General features: G+C 40.6%; 22 protein-coding genes and 1 tRNA gene. 11 read left to right on the top strand and 12 right to left on the bottom strand.

Annotated features, from left to right (window positions below):
• The first annotated feature begins 2 nt into the window (after positions 1-2).
• The 3 genes from KW060_RS12465 (at position 3) to KW060_RS12455 (ending at position 3,892) form a co-directional block, all read left to right on the top strand.
• Positions 3-1,154 carry an aminotransferase class I/II-fold pyridoxal phosphate-dependent enzyme gene (locus tag KW060_RS12465; protein WP_249035714.1) on the top strand — a complete coding sequence of 384 codons (1,152 nt, stop codon included), beginning with the start codon at positions 3-5 and terminating at the stop codon, positions 1,152-1,154.
• The gene (locus KW060_RS12460) at positions 1,145-2,470 is read left to right on the top strand and encodes an APC family permease (RefSeq protein ID WP_249035713.1); all 1,326 of its coding nucleotides are present in this window, start codon (positions 1,145-1,147) and stop codon (positions 2,468-2,470) included. Before KW060_RS12465 ends, KW060_RS12460 begins: the two co-directional genes overlap by 10 nt.
• A gap of 141 nt (positions 2,471-2,611) precedes the next feature.
• A complete protein-coding gene (locus tag KW060_RS12455; RefSeq protein ID WP_249035712.1) occupies positions 2,612-3,892 on the top strand; it encodes a GGDEF domain-containing response regulator in 1,281 nt (426 codons plus the stop codon).
• 7 nt (positions 3,893-3,899) lie between these two features.
• Here KW060_RS12455 and KW060_RS12450 read toward each other — a convergent pair whose 3' ends face one another.
• Positions 3,900-4,382, bottom strand: a complete 483-nt coding sequence (locus tag KW060_RS12450; protein WP_249035711.1) for a hypothetical protein — start codon at positions 4,380-4,382, stop codon at positions 3,900-3,902.
• Positions 4,383-4,692: 310 nt separating this feature from the next.
• On the opposite strand from KW060_RS12450, the gene KW060_RS12445 reads away from it, so the two are divergent.
• From KW060_RS12445 to KW060_RS12425, 5 genes are read left to right on the top strand one after another with little or no spacing between them, the layout of a single operon-like run.
• On the top strand, positions 4,693-4,971 hold the full coding sequence (locus KW060_RS12445) for an STAS domain-containing protein (protein ID WP_249035710.1): 279 nt from the start codon (positions 4,693-4,695) through the stop codon (positions 4,969-4,971).
• 1 nt (position 4,972) lies between these two features.
• Positions 4,973-5,338 carry a response regulator gene (locus KW060_RS12440; protein ID WP_249035709.1) on the top strand — a complete coding sequence of 122 codons (366 nt, stop codon included), beginning with the start codon at positions 4,973-4,975 and terminating at the stop codon, positions 5,336-5,338.
• 31 nt (positions 5,339-5,369) lie between these two features.
• Entirely contained in the window at positions 5,370-7,667 is a 2,298-nt protein-coding gene (locus tag KW060_RS12435; RefSeq protein ID WP_249035708.1) for a methyl-accepting chemotaxis protein, read from the top strand.
• Positions 7,668-7,701: 34 nt separating this feature from the next.
• Positions 7,702-8,922 (top strand): PAS domain-containing sensor histidine kinase, encoded by a 1,221-nt coding sequence (locus KW060_RS12430; protein WP_249036284.1) that lies wholly within the window; start codon positions 7,702-7,704, stop codon positions 8,920-8,922.
• Positions 8,923-8,925: 3 nt separating this feature from the next.
• Entirely contained in the window at positions 8,926-9,312 is a 387-nt protein-coding gene (locus tag KW060_RS12425; RefSeq protein ID WP_249035707.1) for a response regulator, read from the top strand.
• A gap of 12 nt (positions 9,313-9,324) precedes the next feature.
• On the opposite strand, the gene KW060_RS12420 is transcribed toward KW060_RS12425, so the two are convergent.
• From KW060_RS12420 to KW060_RS12385, 8 genes are all read right to left on the bottom strand, one after another.
• Positions 9,325-9,864, bottom strand: a complete 540-nt coding sequence (locus tag KW060_RS12420) for a hypothetical protein (protein ID WP_249035706.1) — start codon at positions 9,862-9,864, stop codon at positions 9,325-9,327.
• A gap of 54 nt (positions 9,865-9,918) precedes the next feature.
• The gene (locus tag KW060_RS12415) at positions 9,919-10,344 is read right to left on the bottom strand and encodes a GFA family protein (RefSeq protein ID WP_249035705.1); all 426 of its coding nucleotides are present in this window, start codon (positions 10,342-10,344) and stop codon (positions 9,919-9,921) included.
• 17 nt (positions 10,345-10,361) lie between these two features.
• Positions 10,362-10,438, bottom strand: a tRNA-Arg gene (locus KW060_RS12410).
• A 46-nt stretch (positions 10,439-10,484) separates the two neighbouring features.
• Positions 10,485-12,260, bottom strand: coding sequence for a gamma-glutamyltransferase (gene ggt / locus KW060_RS12405; protein ID WP_249035704.1), 1,776 nt, complete (start codon positions 12,258-12,260; stop codon positions 10,485-10,487).
• Positions 12,261-12,276: 16 nt separating this feature from the next.
• Positions 12,277-13,872 carry an FAD/NAD(P)-binding protein gene (locus KW060_RS12400; protein WP_249035703.1) on the bottom strand — a complete coding sequence of 532 codons (1,596 nt, stop codon included), beginning with the start codon at positions 13,870-13,872 and terminating at the stop codon, positions 12,277-12,279.
• Positions 13,869-14,315, bottom strand: a complete 447-nt coding sequence (locus tag KW060_RS12395) for an Lrp/AsnC family transcriptional regulator (protein WP_249035702.1) — start codon at positions 14,313-14,315, stop codon at positions 13,869-13,871. The genes KW060_RS12400 and KW060_RS12395 overlap by 4 nt, the downstream gene beginning before the upstream one ends.
• A gap of 59 nt (positions 14,316-14,374) precedes the next feature.
• On the bottom strand, positions 14,375-15,166 hold the full coding sequence (locus KW060_RS12390) for an alpha/beta hydrolase (RefSeq protein WP_249035701.1): 792 nt from the start codon (positions 15,164-15,166) through the stop codon (positions 14,375-14,377).
• Positions 15,166-16,131, bottom strand: a complete 966-nt coding sequence (locus tag KW060_RS12385) for a glucokinase (protein WP_249035700.1) — start codon at positions 16,129-16,131, stop codon at positions 15,166-15,168. The genes KW060_RS12390 and KW060_RS12385 overlap by 1 nt, the downstream gene beginning before the upstream one ends.
• Positions 16,132-16,238: 107 nt before the next feature.
• Here KW060_RS12385 and KW060_RS12380 point away from each other — a divergent pair, with 107 nt between their 5' ends.
• Positions 16,239-17,858 (top strand): solute:sodium symporter family transporter, encoded by a 1,620-nt coding sequence (locus KW060_RS12380; protein WP_249035699.1) that lies wholly within the window; start codon positions 16,239-16,241, stop codon positions 17,856-17,858.
• A 5-nt stretch (positions 17,859-17,863) separates the two neighbouring features.
• Here KW060_RS12380 and KW060_RS12375 read toward each other — a convergent pair whose 3' ends face one another.
• Positions 17,864-19,765 (bottom strand): YfiR/HmsC family protein, encoded by a 1,902-nt coding sequence (locus KW060_RS12375; RefSeq protein WP_249035698.1) that lies wholly within the window; start codon positions 19,763-19,765, stop codon positions 17,864-17,866.
• Between the two features lie 261 nt (positions 19,766-20,026).
• On the opposite strand from KW060_RS12375, the gene KW060_RS12370 reads away from it, so the two are divergent.
• Positions 20,027-21,349, top strand: a complete 1,323-nt coding sequence (locus KW060_RS12370; RefSeq protein WP_249035697.1) for an ATP-binding protein — start codon at positions 20,027-20,029, stop codon at positions 21,347-21,349.
• 73 nt (positions 21,350-21,422) lie between these two features.
• Positions 21,423-22,808, top strand: a complete 1,386-nt coding sequence (locus KW060_RS12365; RefSeq protein ID WP_249035696.1) for a serine hydrolase domain-containing protein — start codon at positions 21,423-21,425, stop codon at positions 22,806-22,808.
• A 68-nt stretch (positions 22,809-22,876) separates the two neighbouring features.
• Here KW060_RS12365 and KW060_RS12360 read toward each other — a convergent pair whose 3' ends face one another.
• Both KW060_RS12360 and KW060_RS12355 read right to left on the bottom strand, forming a co-directional pair.
• Positions 22,877-24,028: a saccharopine dehydrogenase family protein gene (locus KW060_RS12360; protein WP_249035695.1), complete on the bottom strand. Its 1,152-nt coding sequence runs from the start codon at positions 24,026-24,028 to the stop codon at positions 22,877-22,879.
• Between the two features lie 16 nt (positions 24,029-24,044).
• Positions 24,045-25,124, bottom strand: a complete 1,080-nt coding sequence (locus KW060_RS12355; RefSeq protein ID WP_249035694.1) for a saccharopine dehydrogenase — start codon at positions 25,122-25,124, stop codon at positions 24,045-24,047.
• Between the last annotated feature and the right edge of the window lie 102 nt (positions 25,125-25,226).

The raw sequence follows: 25,226 nt of genomic DNA, 5'->3' as shown, positions 1-25,226 counted from the left end.
AAATGACTTTCAAATTACCATGGTCTAAAAGACATAAAAAAGTAACTGGCGGTTTGCCGTATAATTTTTCAAATTCTTATACTGAACCACTGACGAGCAAAGAATTGCTTGATATGGCGGCTGCGCGTGGTGATCAAAACCTTGTTGATGAATATCTTGATCATACACTGGAATATACACCAAATGGCGGCAGTCTTGATTTACGTGAAGAGATTGCAAAATTATACGGCCCTGAAATCGGGCCAGATAACATTCTTGTCTTTTCCGGTGCCCAGGTCATCATTTCGACGCTCGCATTTGCTTTGCTTGATGAAAATTCGCATTCCATTGTTTTTACGCCAGGGTATCAATCTGTTCAGGAAGCGCCATTTTTTGCACGCAGTCAGGTTACAAAAATTCAGCTGAAATATGAAAATGATTGGCGTATTGATTTGGATGAGGTCGAAGCCGCAATTCAGGAAAATACGAAATATATCGTTGTTAATCAGCCAACCAATCCTGCTGGTACTTTAATGAGTGCCGAAGAACAGGCAAGGTTGGTTGAGATGGCGCAAAGAAATGACATTCATATTCTTTCTGACGAAGTATACCGTTTATTGGAGCATACACCGGATGTACAAATTCCTGCGATGGCAGATATATATTCAAAAGGGATTAGCATCGTAACCCTTTCAAAACCATGGGGCGGATGCGGTGTCACAATTGGATGGGCCGCGCTGCAGGATTTGGATTTAAGAGATAAAATGACCGATATTCAGTATTTCGGAACTGCATGCCCAAGCCGGGCCAGTGAACTGCTTGCGATAATGACACTAAGGTCCAGTGATGAAATATTGAAACGTAACATTGAAATTATTAATTATAATATGTCCTTGCTGGATGAGTTTTTTGATGAGTATAGTGAATATTTCGAATGGGTAAGACCAGTCGCGGGTGCGGTTAGTTTCGTGAAGTTTAAAGGCCCAATGGATACGGATGAATTGGGACTTGCGCTTGCAAAAGAGGGGATATCAATAAAGCCTGCCTATGTTTTCAGTGATACCGTGACGGAAGATGTTGATTTTTTCCGCCTTGGATACGGTGAAAGCAATATGGCAGAAGCGTTAGAAAAATTAAAAGAATTTATAGAGAGGCACAAGGGCGAATGGGATTAGAAAACGGTGAAAAGAAATTATCACGTGAAGGGCTTGTCAGATCAATTGGTCCATTAGCACTAGGCACCAATGTATTTAATATGGTTGTTGGGGCCGGTATTTTCGTTTTGCCGGGGGTTGTGGCTTCCCATCTGGGGGCATCAGCAATTTTTGCTTATCTCATTTGCGGGCTTGCCGTTAGTATGATTTTTCTATGCTACGCCGAAATCGGCAGCCGCGTTAGACGTAGTGGCGGTTCATACGCTTATATCGAAGATGCATTTGGCCCTTTTGCTGGGTTCATCGCATCTATGCTGCTATGGTTTGGGTGGGCTATTCTTTCGGATGCGGCGCTTTTGGTGATTTTAACGGAAACGATAATTCTTATCGTGCCGGAAGTGGATAATCAGATATTCCGTATTTTATTTATGACGGGATTGATCGCGTTTCTTGTTTTTACCAATGTTCGTGGTGTTGAGAGCGGCAAAAAGCTTTATATCGCCAATACTATCGCCAAGGTTATTCCGCTTGGTTTGCTTGTAATATTCGGATTTTTTGCCATTAATTTTGATAATTTGACCATCACTGAATGGCCATCGGTAGAGCAAATTGGCGCATCGACATTAATTCTTTTCTTTGCTTTTTCTGGTGCGGAATGCGCACTTAATGCCAGCGGTGAAATTGAAAAACCTGAAAAAACAGTGCCCCGCGGTATCATGCTTGGGATCGGTAGTATTTTGATGCTTTATCTTGCGCTGCAAACGGTGGCACAAGGTGTTCTTGGTGCTGACCTCGGTAATAATACGGAAGCGCCACTTTCCGCGACAGCCGAAATTATATTCGGATCATGGGGTGGTAAAATGTTGCTGGTGGGGACGGCTATATCAATTTTCGCGACACTTAGTGGTGATATTCTGGTTACGCCGCGTGTTGTATTTGCATCAGCACGTGATGGCAATTTACCTAAATTCCTTGCGAAAGTGCATCCAAAATTTAATACACCATATATGTCCGTGATTGTGTTTTCGGCGCTTCTTTTATTGATAGCCTTTAGCGGAACATTTGAAACACTTGCCATTCTTGCGTCCGGTTCCATTATGTTGATTTACGCGGGTGTCAGTCTGTCGGTGATTAAGGTCAGGATGCGAGATGGAATGCCGTCCAGAGAACAGTTTAAATTGCCGGGCGGTGCAATTATTCCGATGTTAAGTTGTTCGCTTATTGCTTGGATGCTTTTCCAGTTAGAAACAAATGAAGCGTTAGGGCTGATTGCACTCGTGGGTGTTTCCGTGTTGATATATCTGGCCAATCAATTAATGAAGAAAAAATCTTCTTAACGGTTAAGTGTTATTTAATATATTAAGTAAATAATGTGTGGATGATCTTATTTATTAAGATGATGGGGTATCTATATCATTAGCTGTTATCTGCTGTTGAATTTTTGACTATCCTCTAATTTTTGCGTTGGAGAATATTAAATGTCACTAAAAGGCCAAGGCGTTAAGAATATTTTACTTGTAGAAGATTCTAAATATTTCGCTGCGGTTATCATGCAAACGTTAAGCAGAATGGAATGGGTGAATATCCATTGGGCAAGTGATCTGGTAGAAGCCAAAGAAGCTTTATCAAATCCAGATAATAAATTTCATTTAACACTTCTTGATTTAAGCCTACCTGATGCCCACGGTATCGAGATAGTTCAGGCAATTACAAACTTTAATGTTCCTATCGTTGTATTCACAGGAACTTTTGATCTTCAATTATCGAAAAGTATGTTTGACCTTGGTGTGGTTGATTATGTGATCAAAGGGGGAAAGGCAAGTTTTGAATATATATATTCTGTTGTGAGAAGAGTGCTTATAAATCAGGATATAAAAGTATTAATTGTCGATGACACCAAAATAGGCAGAATTTTACTTTCTGAAATGTGCAGAAGATATCAGTTAAACGTAATCGAGGCATGTGATGGTGAAGATGCACTTCAGAAATTGAAAGAAAACCCTGACATCAAAATGATTTTAACGGATTACAATATGCCGAAAATGGATGGGTTTGAATTAACGAAAAACATCCGTGAAGAACATCCAAAAAGCAAGCTTGCGATTATTGCGGTTTCCAGCTCAGAACAACAAGGGTTGTCGGCGCAATTCATTAAAATTGGTGCCAATGACTTTATTTCAAAACCTTTTGATGCAGAAGAGTTCTATTGCCGGGTTTCACAAAATCTTGATTATCTTGAACATATTGAACAGCTTGAAAATCTGGCGAGTTATGATTTTCTGACAGGATTAAGAAACCGCAGGTCATTTTTCGAGGTAACAGAACCGCTCCTTTCCGGGTTAGATAGACGGAAAGTGCCTCCTGTTGCAGCGATGCTTGATGTGGATCACTTCAAAAAAATTAATGATACATTCGGCCATGATGTGGGGGATCAGGTTCTTATTTTGATAGGTAATGTACTATCAGAAAATATCCGAAAAAGTGATGTGCTTGCTAGGACGGGTGGTGAGGAATTTGCAATTCTTGCAACAGATATGGATGTTGAAAAAGTAGAAGAAAAATTTGACCATATTAGACAAGCTGTTAACGATGTTACCATGGAAATTGATAATGAAATCATTAACCCCACCATCAGTATTGGCGTTTATGTAGGGCATAGTGAAGATGCAGATGAATTATTATCATATGCTGATAAATGTTTATATGAAGCAAAGGAAAACGGGAGAAATAAAGTCGTCGTTAAATACGAAGAAGAATGAATGATATTTATAAATTGTTCGCCAATTTATATTCGACGCCATGTCTTCTGGCGCATATTAAAATCATATAGGCTTCTTTTGATTTTGGTTCAATTTCCTTAATCCCTTCTAGTAAGGCGCGTTCATGGGTTTTAAGTGAAAAATTACCCATCAAATACTTTTTTAATCCTTGAATGGGACCAAGGAACCTTGGGGTCGAATTTGCAGTATTTAGATCCGATGATTGTCGTTTTTCCAGTCTTGCGATTTTTGCATTTTGTTCTTTTATTTTTGACTGTAGTTCTTTGATTTTTCGTTTAGTAGAATGGGTTGATTTATATTGTAATTTGCTAATAAACGCGTGATATGTTAAACCATACTTAGAAAGAATTTGTTGAGCTTTACGAGTTGCCACTAAACATTCGGCGTCATTTGTTGAATTTGAAAGCTCTAGTATACGACATAATTTTTGTAGTTCTTGTTCGTTACTAAAAAGGTCTGTTTCAGGCATTATTTCCTCCGGGAAAGACATTAAAACAGTTTGTAAAATTGTACCGCGTTAATCTTTTGTTAAGCATAACATTACGAATCATATGATGATGATTCGCGCGAATCAATATAAAAATTCATTTTGATTCAAAAGTTTATATTCAGTGAGCAATATTTTTGGGGGTAAGGCGCGTTGTCGCCAAGCATATATAAAATTGTAACAGAAATTTTACTTAATATATTTAATATTTTAATTGCTTGTTAACTAAATTGGCAAATACTATTGCGAAATTTAATCGGTAAAAGTGAATTCAGGGAGGAAATTTACCTTTATGACTGACACAATTAAACTTTCTCCAGTTATGGATCTTGTCGCAGCAAATGATTTCAAAGTGCAGCTGGAATCCCAATTGAATGACAAGAGTGAAATTACGATAGATGGCTCAGAAGTTGAAAGAATTCTGACCCCATGCATCCAGTTGATTGTGGCTACCGATAATGAACTTAAAAAAAATAATTCCAAATTAATTGTCACGAATGCATCGGATGCATTCATTAGTGCGGTAACCGATTTGGGATTGGAAAAAGAATATAAAGATTGGAGTTCTTAAAATGGCTAAAAAAATTCTGGCTGTTGATGATTCAAAAACCATGAGAGATATGATCAATTTTACACTGCAAGGTGCAGGGTATGATGTCACGTTGGCCGTTGATGGGAACGATGGGTTAACCAAATTAAAATCCAACGAAATCGATCTTATTATTACAGATATTAATATGCCGGGAATGAACGGCATTGATTTAATCAAAAATGTTCGCGTGGACGATAAATATCGTTCCATGCCGATTTTAATCCTGACAACTGAATCTGGCGATGACCTAAAACAAGAGGGTCGTTCAGCCGGAGCAACAGGCTGGATTGTAAAACCATTTGTACCGGAGAAGTTGATAAAAGTAGTAGCTAAAGTGTGTCCTTAAATCAGAATAAAAAAACAGAACAGGGAAATACATGACAGGTGATGATCCGTTTGCTCAGTTTAAAACTGTTTTCTTTACGGAATGTGATGAACTGACAGCAGATATGGAACAACATTTATCAGATTTGCAATCTGGTGATGATGACGATGAAACGTTGAATGCAATCTTTAGGGCGGTTCATTCAATTAAGGCCGGTGCGGGAACTTTTCAATTTACAGATTTGATATCATTTTCACATACATTCGAAGCATTGCTTGATCGCATGCGCAATGGTGAAATTGATAATAACGAAGATGTCACCAATACATTGTTTAAATCAAGTGATGTACTTAGCGATTTAATTGAAGCAGCACAAAATGAAGATGAACTTGGCCCGGAATATGGAATTGAAGCAAAACAGGAACTTGAAGCATATTTAAATTCGGATGGTTCAACGGCACCAAAGGAAAAGAAAGAAGAGGCGCCGGAAGAGCAACAATCGGAAAAACAAACATATTCTATTTCCTTTATACCCAATGCGGAAGTGTTTCGTCATGCCAATGAACCGATCCTTCTGATTAGAGAACTCAAAACACTTGGTGATGTTGAAGTTGAAATTGATACATCAAAACTTCCGGATTTACATTCAATCGAACCGGAAGATTCATACTTTTCCTGGAATTTTAAATTAACGACTGAAGAACCACGTTCTGAAGTTGAAGAGGTTTTTGAATTCGTAGAAGATGATTGTAAGCTTGAGATATCTGTTGTTGAAGACGCGGCGGTGAAAGAGCCGGAAAAAACAGAGGCCAAAGAAGTATCAACAGAAAAACCATCCAAAGCGAATGGCAAAGATGCCACCGTTAAAACGCCTGTGACAAAGAAGAAAGCGACGGCTGCAACGACCTCTATTCGTGTTGATCTTGAACGTATTGATAAGCTCGTCAATATGGTTGGTGAGTTGGTGATTACCCAGGCCATGTTAACGCAAGACCTTGAAGATTTGGATACTTCGCAAAATCTACGCATTGTTTCCGGCATGGAGGAACTCGCAGCACATGCACGAGAGCTTCAGGAAAATGTGATGGCCATTCGCATGCAGCCGGTAAAGTCTGTATTTTCCAGAATGCCGCGCCTGGTGCGTGATTTAAGTGGGCAGCTTAAGAAGAAAGTAAAGCTCGTTACAACCGGTGAGGCAACTGAAGTCGATAAAACAGTGATTGAAGAAATCGCCGACCCGCTGACACACATGATAAGAAATTCTTTGGATCATGGCATCGAAATGCCCGATGAAAGAGAGAAAAACGGGAAAAGCGCAGAAGGTACGATCTGGCTTAATGCGGAACATCGTGGCGGCAGAATTGTCATTGAAGTATCCGATGATGGTCAAGGTATCAAAAGAGATGTGGTCTTAAAGAAAGCACTGGAAAAGAACCTGATTGAATCAGATAACTTGGCCGACGAAGATATTGATAATTTGATTTTTCATCCGGGTTTTTCAACAGCAGCCGAAGTCACAAATGTGTCTGGTCGCGGTGTGGGTAGTGGTATTTCCAAAATTGTGACCCTTTCAAAAGAAAGTATCCAGATGGTTTACGATCTGGAAAAAGTCATGGGCAATGTTGAAGAAACGGAAGCGCTCCTTTTTAAAATTGAAGACATTAATAGCAAGACAAATTTACTGGCGTTAAATGCTAAAATTGAATCTGCGCGTGCCGGCGATGCGGGTAAGGGTTTTTCTGTTGTTGCGGATGAAATGAAGGATTTGTCCCAATTGATTAACGGGCTTGCGGGTGAAATTCAATCGAAAATGGGGTCTGTTTCTTCGGGGATAAAAGAAAGTTTTGAATCCTTGAAAAAGATCGCAAATATCGACATGTCCCAAAATATTACTGCTAAAGATAATATCGATAGCATGATGGAAGAAATGATTGAATATAACAATGATTTCAGTCTTCGCCTTGAGGAATCATCACACATGTCGGAAAAAATCGCGCAGGATATTTCTGGCTTGATTACTGGTTTCCAATTCCAAGACCGTGCCACCCAATATCTTGAAACCATCAAAGTGACGCTTGGTTCACTTGATGATTTCCTTAACGATCTTGAGCATAATGCAGTGATGAGCGAATTAGATGATGAAGCCCTGCATAAAGAGTTGGTTCAAAATTGGATCAAACAGATTTTAGAAAGTTTCCCACTTGTCGAAGTAAAAGAAAGATTTCTTGATGGCCTAGATGATAGCTATGGACATTCATCGGAAACTGAAGAAAAAAAATCAGATGTCAGTGAAGTAGCGGCCACCAGTCAGGACGATGACGATGATGACGACGGTATTGAATTATTTTAGTGCGAGGCAAAAATGGAATTAAAGATTGATAAAAATGATAGGTGTGCCGTTTAATGTCGGTGACCGAATTGTTGGGATGATTGGTCTTGCAAACCGTCCTGGTAGCTATACTAAAATAGTGAATGAGTTGGCACCAATTGTTCAGGCTGTCGGATACATAATCGATGCAGAACAAAGAAAATTACAATTAAGTTTTATTGAAAACCTGAATGAGCAAGCACAAGCAGCATTAAATAACCATGCGATCGTAAGTGCGACTGACCAGTTTGGTAAGATCATTTATGCGAATGATAATTTCTGCGAAATTTCAGGATACAGCAGAGAAGAATTACTTGGTAATGACCATTCTTTATTAAAATCTGGCGAGCATGAAACCGAATATTATGCCAATGTTTATCGTACATTGTTTTCGCAAGAAATATGGAGTGGTGAATTTAAAAATAAACGTAAAGACGGTAGTTATTATTGGGTTTATTCGACTATCCAAAAAAGATTTTCCAAATCCGGTAAATTTGAAGGATATATAGCCATTCGTACAGATATTACAGAACAAAAAGAAATTGCCCGACTTAAAGAAATGGAAAATATTGCCAAGGATCAGATTTTATCAAATGTCAGTCATGAATTAAGAACACCTCTCAATGCGGTGATTGGTTTTGCCCAGTTATTAAAAGTAAGAAATGATGATAAGCAAAATGAAGAATATATTGATGAAATTCTGTACGGTGGTGAACAGTTATTGAACAGTATTGATGCGTTATTGAATTTTGAAAAAAACAGTAAATATCAAGAAGGGTCAACAGATTTAATGCCTGTGATCGATGGCGTTATTGATAAGCATCAGGAACAGATATATGAAAAAAATCTGGATGTGAATATTAACGTATTAGATGACCCACATGTTAAAATTTCAAAGAATAATTTGAAAAATATAATTGATAGTGTGATTTCAAATGCCGTGAAGTTTAATGTGCAAAAAGGATCGATTTTCATTAATGAACATTCAGTATCGGATGAAAATTTTGTATTAAGTATCAAAGATAGCGGCATTGGTATTTTGCCCGAAGAACAACAAGTTATCTTTGAACGTTTCAAACGTGGAAGAATTGCAAACAGTGTTTACTTGGGTAATGGGCTAGGACTTTCAATTGTGAAAGAATTATTGCGTCATGCAAAGGGTGAAGTTGACATCATTTCAGATGGAAATTCGGGAACGGAAATTTTATTAACCTTACCAATAGCAAATAAGGAATAACCTGTGAAAATATTATATGTTGAAGATGTGGAAATGAACGCGAGGTTACTGGCCCTTATGGTTGAACAAATTTGGGGCTATGAGATTGATATCGCTGAAACTGCCGAACAGGGGCTGGAAATGATAGAGGCCCAAAAGTATGATTTGGTTTATATGGATGTGAATTTGCCGAACATGAATGGCATTGAAGCGGTTCAGGAAATCAGAAAGTCATATTCAGAAAAAGATTTGCCGATCATTATGGTCAGCGCAGATGTAAGCGAAGAAGCCATCATTAAGGCAAGGGGGGCTGGTGCTAATGATTATATGTCAAAACCGGTCAATCTTACTGCATTGAAGGAAAAGTCATCCAAGTATGTTGAGATGGATTTGATGGAAAAAAGCGTTTAGTAAATCCGATAATTATTTCAGCGGTACGAGGACGGATAATAAATGGCTGACGTTTGTCCCGTCATTTGATAATGGCAGATCAAGCCATATAACGCGGTGTAATCTACTGTCAATATTGGGCGCATGACCAATCACGAAAGCATATTGACCATTATGAATATGATTTAGAAACTCTTGGTATTCTTCTAAAACAGCGGCGTCGGTTTCCTCTCGATTGTTAATTTCTGTACGCATGGTCTGCTTACCAAAATATTCATTGAAACGTTCGCCGGATACAATAATTTTGTCTTCTTTTGGTGTGCTGTTTTCCATATCAACAATACGAATGTATGAATGCCATCCGGTAAGTTTTTCAAACGGAAGATCTTTTCGTGATGGGATATCTTTCTCGAGATTGCTATTGCGCCATAAATGATAAAAATCAACAAGTACACCCGCTTCATCAGGTGGCGCTTGGTTTAATGGAAAATAATAACTTGTATATTTTTTCCCATTAACCTTAACAATTCTTTGATCTACTGGTGAATTTCCCGTTTTTCTTTCTTTATCCATTTCTGAAATTTATTCTAATGTATGTTTTTAGTCAATGAGGGGAAATCATAGAATTTAATTGTTTTCAGTGTCCGAATTCATCATTTCTAATATTTCGGCTTCTGTCATTGTGGCTGTTTCTTCTTTGAAATTATAATAATCGGGTTTTTTATCGATAAAAACCTGTGTGCTAAATTCGGGTGAAATATCACCATCAAATAAACCAAGTGAGACATAATGGCTGCCGGTTGGTAAGAGTTTATAATAAAGATGGCTTCCGCAATTTTTGCAGAATGCCCGCTCTGCCCATTCGGATGATTTGAAAATAGAAACGTATTCTGTTCCGGAAAATTCAATATCAGACCCACATTCAATTTCCATAAAGGGGGCGCCACTCCATTTTCTGCACATGGCGCAGTGGCATGCGCCGAAATGTTCTTTGCTTGCGGTAGTCGTAAAAGTAACTTTCCCACATAAACAGCTACCATCTTTTTTAGACATAAATTTTCCTCTTAATATGGTGATCCCGACTGGATTCGAACCAGTGGCCTACAGATTAGGAATCTGTCGCTCTATCCACCTGAGCTACGGGACCACACGACAATTGATTTACCATAGCCGCATGGTCCCGGCAATATTGCTTATTTTACTTCATCATCAAAAAGGATGCCGACGGTGCCTTCGCGGCGTGGGTCGGCGCCGCCTTGTAATGTTCCGTCATCCAATTTGAGTACTGCGCTTAATCCTGAAATTTCGCCTTCGCTTTCGAAAACATCATATCCGAAATCGCGAAGTGCTTGTATGATTTCCGGCTTGGCGCGGTTTCTTTCGATGCGGACTTGCTCTGTACGGGCAACCATATTCGGCAGATCAATGGCTTCTTGCGGGCTAAGGCCCCAGCTCATGATGCCGACAACCGTTTTGGCCACATATGAAATGATGTTACGGCCACCTGGTGACCCAACGGCCATTAGGAAGTCATCATTTTCATCAAGCACGATCGTTGGTGACATGGAAGAACGTGGGCGCTTGCCCGGTGCAACCGCATTGGCAATTGGATTGCCATCTGCATCAACATAATCGAATGAAAAATCCGTAAGTTGGTTGTTAAGGATCATACCGCCAGCCATTCGCAGTGAACCAAAATATCCTTCAACAGTGGCGGTCATGGAAACTGCATTGCCGTCGGCATCAACAATCACGAAGTGGGTCGTGCCAACGTCATCTAGGGTCGCGTCTTTACCGTAAAGAAGGCTTGCTTGCTGTTGTTGATAGGCCCATGGGTCGCCAGCTTCGATATTGTTATTTGCACCTTCGCGGGAAATCAGTTTCGCACGGTCTTTGATATAAGCGTCAGACATCAGTCCTTGGATCGGAACTTCGACAAATTCATCGTCAGCAATGAACTGGTTGTTATCTGCATATGTAATACGTAATGCTTCCGCAAGCAGCGTCCAGTTTTCAGGATCATCTGCGCCTTCTGCGGAAAATTGTGGCGCTTCGTTTAAAAGGCTCATGACCATTGATACGGACACCCATGACGACGGCAGAGCGGAACCGCAAAGGGTTGTGTTGCGGTATTTGCTGCAATATGCATCACGTTTCACCGGGTAATAATCGGCGATGTCTTGTGTTGATAATGTGCCGCCATTGGGCATTTCCTGTGCCGCCGCAGCAATTTTTTCGGCAATATCACCGCGGTAAAAATCATTCGGATTATTGGCGACGATACGTAATGTTTCTGCGTACTCTTCGTTTACAAGGATATGACCGATCGGTAGCGGACTACCGTCATCAAGATGTAAATATTCATAAAGATCTGTTGGACCATCGGCCGGATCTTTATAGAAATTTTCCTCATAAGATACGATTGAGTTGTGCATGCGTGGTGAAACGGCAAAACCGTTTACGGCATATTCAAGTGTCGGATCAAACAATTGTTTCCATGGAAGCTTACCATGATCTTGATAAGCCATATTTAGTACGGCAACCGCACCCGGTGCACCAATGGAAAGGCCGCTGTTTTTGGCTTGTCTGAATGGTAGTTTTTCGCCATTTTCATCAAAGAATAATTCCTTGGTTGCGCCCATCGGCGCGCGTTCACGGCCATTATAATAATCAATTTTTTTGGTATCAGCATCATAATGAACCATGAAGCCACCACCACCAAGGCCAGAACTTTGCGGTTCAACCAAGCTTAGTGTTGATAAGACGGTCACGGCTGCGTCCATTGCGGAACCGCCAGCGCGAAGCGTTTCAAGGCCTGCTTCTGTTGCAAGCGGGTTTGCGGTAACCACCATACCAACCGGTTTACGCTCGGTAGTTTCAATTGGTTGATTACTGGCTTGTTGTTCCCCCTGACCACAGCCAACAATGAATAATGTTAAAAATAAAAAAAGATGTTTTGTATATTTCATTCTTCTGACCTGATTATTAAGATTTTTGCTTATTAAATATTGATTTTAGAATGCGGTCAACAAATGTTGCCATATAAATGGCACCGCTGGTGTAAAAACCTTTCCCCCAAAGCAATTGACTGGATAGATAGATATTCTCACAGCCAGTGACTTTAAAGGTATCCATATCAAATTCGATGCCCGGCATTTGTGTGTCGCCACACATATAAGGATGCATCATTTCGTTATTGACCATATGTTTGATAAGCGCTGATTGGTCATCACTTGTGACATCGCGGCTGACGCTGCCGGTGGTGTTAATAAGGACATTTGTTTTATCGCATCCAAAATCATGATGGATGACATAATGATCATTTTCTTGATCAAATATCACATCGCTTGATCCCTTAATCGTGCGTAAACGACCCACTTTATATAACGCGAGCAGTTTTTCAGCGGTGGAAATCGGGCAGGATGCTTCATATGTTAAGGCTGCCGTTTCGTATTGGTTCCTGTACTTAATTTCATCTTCGGGGCTTACAAGTTTTGCAGCGAACATATCCCAAAGCTCTAACCCGGCATCACCGAAAATATCCACTAAGATATTACGGGCTGTTCCGTCAACGGCGGTGCGTAAATCTTTTTCAAGAATATCTGCGGCGCAGGCATCAACGTCTTTAGCACTTGTGCAGTTGCGATAGGGGGCAGCGATTTCTTCCCAATCGCTTTCGCCATGATGAAGTTCACAATCTTTCTTGATTGCATCTGCAATATCATTAAGGGAAAGATATTCATCTTTTTTAATGGATGTCAGATAATCAAGGGTGAAATATTTTCTGTTGATGTCTTTTGTAACGCGGCTTTTCATTTTCTTTAATCTGCCGCTTCTTGAACATAGAACAACAGAACGATCATTGTTTTCGGCATTAAAAATAAGCTCACCATCATCATTATATTCAAATGAACATCCGGTAGCCGAAGAGAATAGCCGTCCAACGACATCAAAAGCGCTCAGCGATGCGCCAAGAATATAGCATTCTGCATTCATTGGAATATGATCAAGCGCATCTGTGTTCAAATGATCCGGGAAATAGAGGGCATTTGATCCTTCCGGCGGATGTTCATAACGATCAATGGTAGGGCAGTGGCCAGTACACATGATTACTTTGTCGCAATGAATTTCTTCGGTGTCATATTTTATTATGACTTTATCGCCTTCTTCAAAAATGGCGGTGGCTTCTTTTGAAATTAGGTTGACCTTAATTCCCTTAATTGCCGCTGTTGTGAGCGTTGATCTGAACACGTCTTTCAGGAAATATCCGTAATAAATGCGTGAAATATTGCCGCGTGGGTGTATTTCCGGCAGTTCCACGCCATCGGGTAATTCTGGTTTTGATAATAACCAGTTGTAAAATGCCTGTCTGTTATCCGGCGTCAGGCAGAGTGTGTCATTGGTGTTATTTAATAAATAATCATCGCACTCATCTGTTTTATAAGGTAGGCCCGGACCAAAATCTCCGCTAGCCTCAAAAATGGTGATTTCTGAAATGGGATATCTTTCAACCAGTTGATAAAATGCGCTTGTGCCGGTAAAGCCGCAACCGATTAAGGTAATATGATTTATTTTGGTCATGTTATGATCACCTCGCTGGTTTCTTTAACTGTATCCAGAATGATGAATGATTCCGTACGAGTGATTGCTTTTAACGGTTTTACTTTTTGGCTTAAAAAAGATTGAAGTGCATCCGTGTCGGAAACACGAATTTTTATGAGGTACGATCTTGCGCCACTGATATGATGGATTTCTTGAATTTCCGGGAATTTGGCAAGTTTTTCGGTTGCTTCCTTTTCACCGTCATAATCCATATCCACAAGAATAAGCGCAGCAAGGTTCGCGCCGACCTTTCTTGCATTCATCACTGCGCGCCATTCCTGAATGTAGCCGTTCTTTTCAAGTTTGCGAACGCGTTCATTTGCTGTTGAGACAGATACGCCAACAGCTTTCGCGATTTCTGCGCTGGAAAGGCGGCCATTTTTTTGAATGAGGCGCGTTATTTTCTTGTCAATTTCATCCATATCAATAAAAAATCCTGAAAAATTATAAAATTTCAAGAAATAATATTGATGTGATCACGTTAGTCAAGTGAATTATTTAAGTATTCAAGAATATGATTGTTAATGTCATCCATATTCAAATCATTATGACCGTAACCAAGAAGTTCATTAAATTGAGCATTGTTATTAATGTTGGCTAATTTTTGGCCAAATTTTATCGGAATAACTTTATCACGGTTTCCATGAAACATCAGAATAGGAACATCTACATTCTTAATATGCTCTATGTTGTTATAACGATCTTTCAGAAGCAGCTTTACCGGAAGTATTGGGTAATGGCTTGCGGCCACATCAGCCATACTGGAATAAGGAGATATTAGAGCAAGAAGTGATGCATCATATTTTGTTGCCATTTGGACGGCAACCCCAGTACCGAGTGAGCGTCCCATTAAAATAATATCTTTTTCATTAAGTCCTTGCGAGATCAAATGATTGATTAGGTTTTCTGCATCGGCAATATTGGCTTGTTCAGACGGCTTGCCGGGATTGTCGCCGTATCCACGATATTCCGCAAGAATGATATTAAACCCTTCTTGTGCAGGGCGTCGCATCATCATAATACGGTCTGCCGCATTACCCGCGTTACCATGAAAGAAAACGATAGTTTTCTTATTCTCACGTCCTTGAAAGCGCCAGTGTTTTAATTCGAACCCGTCATGGCTTTCTATGGCGAATTGCTTGAATGGGTTTTCAGGTGTTAATGCAAGAGGTGATATGTCTGTTGGTTGATAAAGAAGACTTCTTTGAAAAACATAAAGTAACAACAAAAGCAATATATAACATGCGGCGAGTGTTGTTAGTATTTTAATCATTAATCATTCCAGTTTGGCGCCATCGCTGAACCGATAAGCGCGGGCATGTCCGACGTAATAATCGAAACAGGTATTTGTTTATTATAATCGGTCATGGGCCCTTTATCGGTAAATTTTGCAATAAAATCATCATGACCGATCAAGTCTATGTTTTTCGGGATAATGCCGCCACCAATAAAGACGCCACCCTTGGCACCTTGCGCCACGGAAATATCACCGGCAATACTGGCAAGCATTTCAAAAAATAAATTCATGGTTTCTACGCAAAGCGGATCATTATTATTTTGTGCGTTTTGTGATATTTGCGCGGCGGTTAATTCATCCGCATTAAGTTGCTGATCAAAATTTAGAAAATCATATATCCTGCAAATGCCATTTCCTGACATAAATGTTTCAATGGAAACATGTGGAACAGATTTTTTGGTAAATGTCAGTAATTTTTGTTGTCTTTCTGTTTTGGGCGCAAATGAAATATGCCCGACTTCGGTTGGTACAACGTTTAATGCGTGTTTTGATGGTACACCAATGGCACCACCTAACCCTGAGCCCACTCCAAAAACGCTAAATGGTGCGCCGGTAAGACCACTTGTCGCAGGTGAGATTGTTTTTAAATCATCATTGCTTAAATGTGGTATTGAATGCACCAAGGCTTCATAGTCATTAAGTAATGTTACGTTTTCGAAATGAAATTCATTTTCAAGATCTTCTGCAACAATTTCCCAGTTAAAATGCCATAGGTTTCCGCGTCTTGCGGTCATGGCGCCAGCAATGGCGAAACGAGCGATTGCTGGCGTTTCATTGATGGTCGAAAGATAATCTTTCAACATTAAAGAGAATGTCTTGTATTCACGACATTGTAAAACGCCGATGTTGGAAATACTGTCCAGTTTTCCATCAGCGTTAAGGGTTGCGATTGCAAATCTACCGTTTGTCCCGCCAACGTCGGATACTAATATTTTGTGCATTATTATAACTCTTGAAAATTTTGCAGGTATATTGCCGCAGTAATTCGATGTTGTCTAATGCTCTTTTATATGAAATAACAAAATAAAAAGGGTGAGGAATAAATGACATGCTGGCAGTAACATCTTTTATTGGCTTTACGGGGCTTGTAGCGCTTATTTCATATTTGAAAACCCGTGATGATCATATGAATTCGTCAGATGATTATTTCCTTGCAGGACGTAGTTTGACGGCGTGGGTGATTGCCGGTTCCCTGATTCTGACGAATTTATCAACGGAACATATGATCGGTTTAAATGCCGATGCATTTGCGCATACGATTGCGGTTATGGCGTGGGAAACGACGGCGGCGCTTGCGATGGTATTAACCGCGCTTTATTTTCTGCCGCGCTATTTGCAACGTGGGTTAACGACGATCCCAGAATTTTTATCATTACGGTTCGATCAATCAACGCGGGTTATTGCAACTTTACTCTTTCTATTTTCATATGTTGTAGCCATTTTACCGGTGGTGTTGCTTTTTGGTGCAGCAGGGCTAGAAAGCCTTTTTAATGTATCTGAAAATCTTGGTATCGACAGGCAAACCGCCCGCTGGCTGATGGTATGGTCCATTGGGTCACTTGGTTCATTATACGCTATTTTTGGCGGGCTTAAGGCTGTTGCCATATCGGATACGATAAATGGTATCGGATTTTTGATCGCAGGGTTACTTATTCCGTTATTGGGATTAATGTTCGTGGGGGACGGCAATCCGATTAACGGGTGGAACACGGTTTATACGGCGGTGCCGGAAAAATTTGATATCACCGGCGATGAGCCGGGTTCTTTTTTACCAATTGGTGTTCTGTTCACAGGTATGATTGTTAATCAGATTTTTTTCTGGTGCACGAACCAATCAATTATTCAGCGCGCACTTGGTGCCAAAAACCTTAAAGAAGGACAAAAAGGCGTCTTGATAGCGGCAGGGTTTAAAATACTAGGGCCTGTTATCATCGTTCTTCCGGGTGTGATTGCATTTTATATGTTCCGAAGCGAAATTGGACAAGAAGATGCAATGCTGGCCTATCCGATGCTGGTGAAAGAGGTTCTGCCGGAACCACTTGTGGGATTTTTTGCCGCCGTTATGGTGGGGGCCGTATTAAGCACGTTTAACAGTGTTTTGAATAGTTCCGCGACTTTATTCAGTCAGGGCATTTATCAGATCTTTATGAATAAGGATGCTTCGGGTAAAGAGGTGGTTTTATCGGGACGCGTATGCAGTATCGTACTTGCGATTGCCGCGATGATCGCCGCCCCGATGATTGATACGGAAGGCAGCCTTTATAATTATCTACAAAAGATCAATGCGACATTCTTTGGTCCAATGCTTGCGGTCATCCTGTTTGGATTTTTAACCAAAACAGCGACGGCGCGGGCAGCAAAAATTGCTATGATCACAGGGCCGGCAATCTTTTATCTGTTTGTTTTTGCATTTGGTGAAGAAGTGCAGAATTTTGCAAAATCTATGTTTAATACGAATGATGAAATTCATTTCTTACATTTTCTGGCGCTAGTGTTTTTAATTACATCAACGCTAGTTTACATTGTCAGTAAAATTTGGCCGGAAGAATATGTGGAACGCGTTAATCAGGTGGTTAAGGTTGATTTAGAACCTTGGAAGCATGCGAAACTGGTCAGCATTATAATTTGTTTGATCGTTTTTGCTGTCTATTATGGTTTTTCCCAGTAATGAAATTATAAAAGATTGATTGTCCGTTCTGGCGGGAAATGAAGGGTGGCTGTGGTGCCTTTTCCTTCAATGCTTTCTAGGGTCAAGTTACCACCGTGCTCTTCGATATAGGCACGTACAAGTGATAGACCAAGGCCGGTTCCTTCGTGACTGATCTGACTTGAAGTATCAAGTTGGGTAAAGGGCTGTATGACGGATTCTAATTGATCCGCAGGAATGCCGACACCATTATCCTTAACGGCAATCGCAATTGAGTGATGCTGGTCTATTCTTGCCAGGATATCAATTTCGCTTCCATCAGGGCTAAATTTAATGGCGTTTTGGATAAGGTTAATCAGCATTTGTTTAAGCAGGCGATCATCACAGAAAAGTTTCACATGTCTAATATTATTACTGATATTGATCTTCATGTTTTTGCTGCTTAATTCAGGTGAAAACAGATTTTTAATCGGTGTGAAGAAATTCTGAAATATAATTTCTTCTTCGCTTAAGGTGATTTTATTGGCTTCAATTTTAGCCAGGTCAAGGATATCGTTAATGATGTTCAGCAAATGTTTGCCGCTGGCGATTATGTCATCAATCGGGCCTTCAAGCGGCGTGTTTTTTACCTTGCTATAAATATCTAGTTTTATGGCTTCTGAAAATCCAATAATAGCATTAAGCGGCGTCCTTAATTCATGGCTCATATTTGCAAGAAATTCAGATTTCACAAAGTTTGCTTCTTCGGCTTCGTCTTTTGCTTTGGTCAGTTCGTAAGTTCTTTCGATGACCTTGTCTTCAAGTTCGTCATTAGCTGCAATGAGTTGCTGTTGAGCACGGTTTCTTTCTCGGCTTAAATATAGCATCCGAAGTACAAGCAATAAAAAGGCAATAATAGCGACGACAGCCGCGATCAATAATGATTGTTGTTGGCCGATAATTTGTGTCTGTTGGCCAAGATCTTCTGTTAGTGCTTCTTGTAAAAGTCGCTGATCTTCTAGCGCTGCTTGTTGCTCAGATAAGCGTGCTTCGTTGCTCGCGATTAATTCCTGCTGTCTTGCAACCTCATCCCTGCTTTGGTTAAGTTGCGCCTGCTGTTCTTCGAGTAATGCTCTTTCGTTAATATTTTGCTGGCTAAGCTGTTCCATTTCGGAACGGATGTTTTCCAATTCGTTTTGACGATTGCTGATGATTTCGGCCTGTTCTGAAATGGTTCTATTTTGATCATTCAGTGTTGCATTTTGTGTTTCTAATCTCGAAAGCGTTTCATTAAGATTTCGGCTTGCTTCTTCTGAATTTCTTTCAAGTTCAAGAAATTCTCCTGCTAACCTGTTCAGGTTGTCTTCCATTTCACGGTAAAGAAGTGCCACGTCCATTTCAGAGCCGCCAAGAAGCAAAATATCACTGCTGACGTCCAGTTCTTCTAGCAAAATGTTTGCGCGGTTCACTTCAAAGGAAACGGTACTGTCATCTGTCACCGTTAAATTAATCATTGAATGTTGAAGGGCGCTGTTTTCATCACTGATAAGCAAAATGTTATTATCGCGGATTGTGAAGGCAATTTCGGAAAGAGGCTGGCCAGCGTTTGAACCTACAAATAAAATTTCCAGATCAGCTATATCGGATAATGAATTTATTTTTTTTAAAGTTAGGGTTTTGTTTCTGACTAATCTGTTTTCAACAGTGGACATTAATGTCGTATATTGAAGATCATCTTCGCCAAAATAACCAATATCAATATTGTTTAAATCAGGGTCATCTTTCCAAAATACATATTGTACAAACCGGACGGTAAGTTCTGATTTTACTGCCTGTGTTGATATGGTTTGTGCAATGGAAAATTGAATGCTGCATAATATAATTGAAACACATGCAATGACTTTGCAAATGCATTTCCCCCCGAAAAGTGCGGTTTTATATTTTTGCATTGGTTTGATTACTCTGGTTACTATTCCTTGTTGCACTTGCATGATTATTTCATCTTAAGAAAGGTATAGTTGTAAATACTTATTATTTTATTAAAAAAAACGCGTTAAAAACAGCTAATTTTACAGTATCAAATGAATAAGTTGGAATAAGTGTATCGCCATTCGGTTTTCGATAAATAATTTTTTTATTTGTTTAGGTAATAATTAAGTAACTGATTTTTGTCATAATGCCTTCAATGAATTATCAAGGAGGGAAGATTAATGTATTACGAACCAAAAGCACCAACGAAACTTGAAGATGTTGGTTATGACCCATTGCTAGTATTACAGCTTATGGCTAAGGGCATGGGAATGGAAAATCTGGAAACCGGTGTCCAGCTTGCGAATGAATTAAGACTTCCATCAAATATTATTGATGCAGCCCTTCAAAGAATGGTTGATAGAAAACTGGTTGAATCAGTTGGTATGACAAATAGCACCACCGGGGGAATGGGGCAGTTAAGATATAAACTGACCATGCTTGGTCGTGATTTCTTTAATGACGCCATGGCGCAAAATCAATATTTTGGCCCAGCACCAGTGCCGCTTGAGAAATATTGTGAACAGGTTCGCGCGCAGGCAATTGGCGATGAACGCGTTTCACCAGAAGATATTGAAGCATCATTTCATGATATCGTTGTGCCGGATGAATTTACCCGCCGATTGGGACCAGCCGTTAATTCGGGGATGAGTATTCTGATTTATGGTCCGGCTGGAAATGGTAAAACAACAGTCGCAGAAAAAGTGGCGAAAATTTACGAAGCGATAATTTATATTCCACATGCGATTGAAGTGGATGGAACGATCATTAAGGTTTTCGACCCTGCGGTTCATGAAAGCGTTGAGGTGGAAAACCCTGATCCTGAAAGACGTAAGCTTTTTAGGGCAATGAACGATAAACGCTTTTTACCATGTAAACGCCCGGTGATTATCACGGGTGGTGAATTAAATATGGAAATGCTTGATTTAAAATTTAATGAACTGACAAAATTTTATGAAGCACCACTTCATATTAAAGCGCTTAACGGAACTTTTATTATTGATGATTTTGGTCGTCAACAAGTAAGTCCGGAACAATTATTGAATCGTTGGATTGTTCCACTGCAAAGCAGAATTGATTTTATGAAACTTCATTCAGGGAAATCATTTGAAATTCCGTTTGATGAACTTGTGATTTTCTCTACAAACCTTTCACCGGATGACTTGATGGATCCGGCCTTCCTTCGCCGTATTCCTTATAAGCTAGAAACCAAAGATCCATCGATTGAGGCTTTCCGTGCTATTTATGCTGCGGTGTCCAGAAAAGCGGGGCTTGAACTAACTGATGATATCTTGGATTTTACCGTTCATTATATTGAGGAAGTTTGCGGTAAAAGTTTGGCGGCATATCAACCAAAATTCATTATCGATCAGGTAAAAGCCGCTTGTAAATACGAGGGTGTTGAGCTGCAATTAACCAAAGAATATGTGGAAGAGGGTCTTGCGAACCTTTATGTGCAGGGTAGTACATTTAAAGGCCAAGTCGGCATGACACCGAAAGAGTAAAAATAAGATCAATTTTTTCTTTGTCTTCACTAAAAAGTTGTTACACTCTCTTTAAAAATAAAAGGGAGAGAACATGCTTAAGAATTTGCAGGCATCGGCAATAATGTTGGCGTTATCGTCAACGGTTGCGATGGCACAAAATCCAATTACTGATAATCATTTAAACGCACAGGTCGCGGGTTATAAAGCGGCCTTTACCTGTTCGGGTGTCTTTAATGGCGGAAAAGCCGTTGAACAGATTAACCGTGAAGAGCTAGCGGGTATTTATCCTGCTTACCGTGAGCCGTTATCCAATATGCCGGATGCGGTTATTGACCGCGATGAAAAATATGTCAGTGTAAAATACAGCGATACGATGCCGCCAAGATACGTTGTTTGGCGTGATCATCTGGGATGTGTGCAATTGCCAATCGGTGCATCGCTTGATGACCGTGAATATATGCCAACCATCGATGTTGATAAACCGGAAATGCCGGATGCAAATTGGCCGATTGGTAATAAGGTCGGTTCATATGATAATGAAAAACTAAATGACATTATTCATAAAGCTTTTGATGGCAAGACATACGGCGATAAGACTTATACCACGGCCGTATTGGTGACAACACCGGATAAGATGCTTGGTGAAGAATATCGTGACGGATTTAATATTCATACATCGCACCGTACATGGTCGGTGGCAAAATCCATTGCGGCAACTGTGATTGGTGCAGCAGTTGATGATGGCATCGTTGATGTAAAGGCGCCCGCAGATATTGAAGCGTGGAAACGCCCGGGCGATCCGCGTGGTCGCATTACGCTTGAAAATTTATTGCATATGGGAAGTGGTCTTCATCATAACCGTGCAGGCAATAGAACCGATGATGTTTATTTCGGTGGTGCGCTGATGAGTGACTGGTCCACCAGTCTTTCGGTTGAAGCCGAGCCGGGCAGCAGATGGAAATATGCCAACAATGATACGATGCTTGCTATTCGTTCATTAAGAGAATCTATCGGTGATCGCCAGAAATATATGGAATATCCATTTAAAGAGGTGCTTTATAAAATCGGTATGTTGGATACGAAGCTAGAAACCGATTGGGATGGTAACTTTATCATGTCATCGCAAGTGTGGACCACAGCACGTGATCTTGGCCGTCTTGCAGTGCTTTATTTGAACCGTGGTGTCTGGCAGGGCGAGCGCATATTACCGGATAATTGGGGTGATTATGTATCAACACCGGCGCCATCCGAACCAAGCAGGGGTGTTGGTTATGGTGCACAGTGGTGGTTGTATCCGAAATCAAAATTTCCGGAACTTCCGGCAGATATGTATATGGCCAATGGTAACCGTGGTCAGCGTATTATGATGATACCAGATAGAAATATCGCCATTATCAGGCGCGGTCATGATGATAGTACTGTTGCTGTGTTTGACGTTGTTGCCTTTACACGGGATGTGTTGGCCGCCGTTGAATAATAACAGGAAATAGAAACAAAAAAGGCCGGGAAAAATCCCGGCCTTTTTATTTGAAATTCTTTTTGAATTTAAAGCGTAATATTTTCACACTTTACTTCGATGCCATTGGCTTTAAGGCCTTCAAGCCATAGCTTAGCTTCAGCAATGCCGTGCGGTGCTGGTTGAACACCTGTGTCCAAACGGTTTTCAATGATCGCGCTTACGGCTTCGGCCACTGTATATGATACGGTATCGGCCATGGCTGAACGCCATCCAGTACCCTTTGCATCAACTGTTAGTGATCCATGCCAGTCACCGGCTGTTAGTGCCACATAAAGCACAACGCGGTCTTCTTCGTCGTCAGCATATTGATGGTCATTCCATAATTGATCAGAAAGGGCCTTAAGATCATCCATTGACGCATTTTCAATTGTATCAAAGATGTCTTTCCATGCTTCTTTCCATCCGCCCATACGAAGCGTGCCGCGAACAAAAGTGTTTAGATTGCTTTCACCAGCAAGGCCATATTCCTCAATATAAGGAAGGCTGTTACGGTTTGCATAGGCTTCGAATGTTTCGCCGTGGATGGCGATTTCAGAAACGTTGGTCCATGCTTTATTGATTGTCGTTTCTGCGCCGTCCTGCACAAGTTGGGCTTGATTGGTAAGCGCTGTCAACACACCAAGTGGTGTCCAGCTGAACTTATATGTAAATGGTGTTGGTTCCGCAGGGAAACCACCACAATAAGAAACGAAATCAACTTTGTTTCCTTTACCAAGCACGCCAGCGTTATTGGCTTCATCAACAATAATATGCGTAAGCAGGTGGTCGATCCCAGGATCAAGACCCACTTCATTGATGAAAACAAGACCTTTGTCTTTTGCTTTTTCATCAAGGGCAATCATTTCTTCGCTTAGGTAGCTTGATGTTACCAGATGGCAATCTTCGTCCAAAGCAACATTGGCCACTTCCACGTGGAAAGTCGCAGGCAGCATTGAAATAATAATGTCGCCTTTGTTCAGCGTATTTTTGAAATTTTGAAGTGATGCTTCGTCACGAAGGTTAAGTTCAGCAACATTAAGTTTTGCGCCTTCGTTTACTTGTTCACTTAAAAATTTGGCACGGTCAAGTGTCATGTCCCAAACTGTGGCTTCGCCCCATTTATTGGCAAGAGATACAAGACCTGGGCCAGATGCAAGTCCGGCACCGATCCAATGAATTGATGGTTTATCTGATGACATTTATCGTCCCTTCGAATTAAGAATTGTTCATTCTGCTAACGGCTTCGTCGAAGCTTGCTTTTGCAGATGTCCATGGTTGTTCCTGATCACGTGTTCTAAGAACTTTAAGATGCGGTAGCATTAGTTCAGCGAACTCTTCGCTTGATTCACGTGGAAGCAGTGAAGGCAGGTTATCAATCGCGATTAGATCAAGTGATGTACCATCTTCGCCGGAAACCTCAATGTATGATTTATCCCAGCTTGTTGGTTCGCCATAAATCGGAACAGGATTAAAGTCGCTAAATGGGTCACAGCCTACATCAGTCACGATTGAAAGGTTCATTCCTTCCTTGATGTCCTGCATACGGATGAATGGGTCAATTTTGCTCTTGATAAATGCGCAGTTGATCATGATGTCATGCGCTGCGACGGCATCACGGTCAAGATTTTGTGTTTCTTCATAATCCCATTTTGTGACTTCCGCGCCGTGGCGTTCGTAAATTGCAGCTGCGCCTGTTCCGCAACGACCACCAGCACCAATGATTAGTACCTTTGGTTTTTTCTTATCCACAGCAAGTTTTGCAATTGTATCATCAAGAATGTCAGCATTTTCAAATGGTTGAAGCGGTGCATCAATATAGCTCTCGCCTGCTTGCTTACTGTACCAATGAAGCATGGAAAGGGCTGCACCCATATAACCAGCACGGTAACCAAATGCCACATAACGCATTCCGTTTTCACGGGTCATATATTCAATATCAAGAAGGTCAGCACCGCCCGTTGTAAAACGCGTTAGTGTTTCTTTCCAACCTGATTGTTCCTTATAAGCATGGGCAAAAAGGATATGAGTGTTTTTAATAACCGCTGGCTCTTCCGGTAATTCTTTAAGGCCAAGAATAATGGCATCTTCAGGATGGTTCATCCATCCGCCAGCATCCACCATTTCACAACCCGCTGCTTCATAATCGGCATTTGGAATAATACGGTTGTCTGATCTTTCAACAACGACATTATATCCATCTGCCATTAGCTCTTTTGCACCTTCCGGTAAAAGCGGTGTACGGCGTTCTGTTGGTCTTGATTCTGAACGAAGCCAGATAGTCTTAACATTTTCCATGATTGTGTGTTCCAATTATTAATCATCAACAAAGACGTACTTAATAAAGCTTATCAGCATTTATGTAAAGCGTAGTGATTTATAGAAAACGGCCCCAATGTT

Source organism: Pseudemcibacter aquimaris, assembly GCF_028869115.1.
Lineage (GTDB): Bacteria > Pseudomonadota > Alphaproteobacteria > Sphingomonadales > Emcibacteraceae > Pseudemcibacter > Pseudemcibacter aquimaris.
The sequence above is the reverse complement of the archived record's forward strand: the minus strand, read 5'-3'. Positions and strand labels throughout refer to the sequence as shown.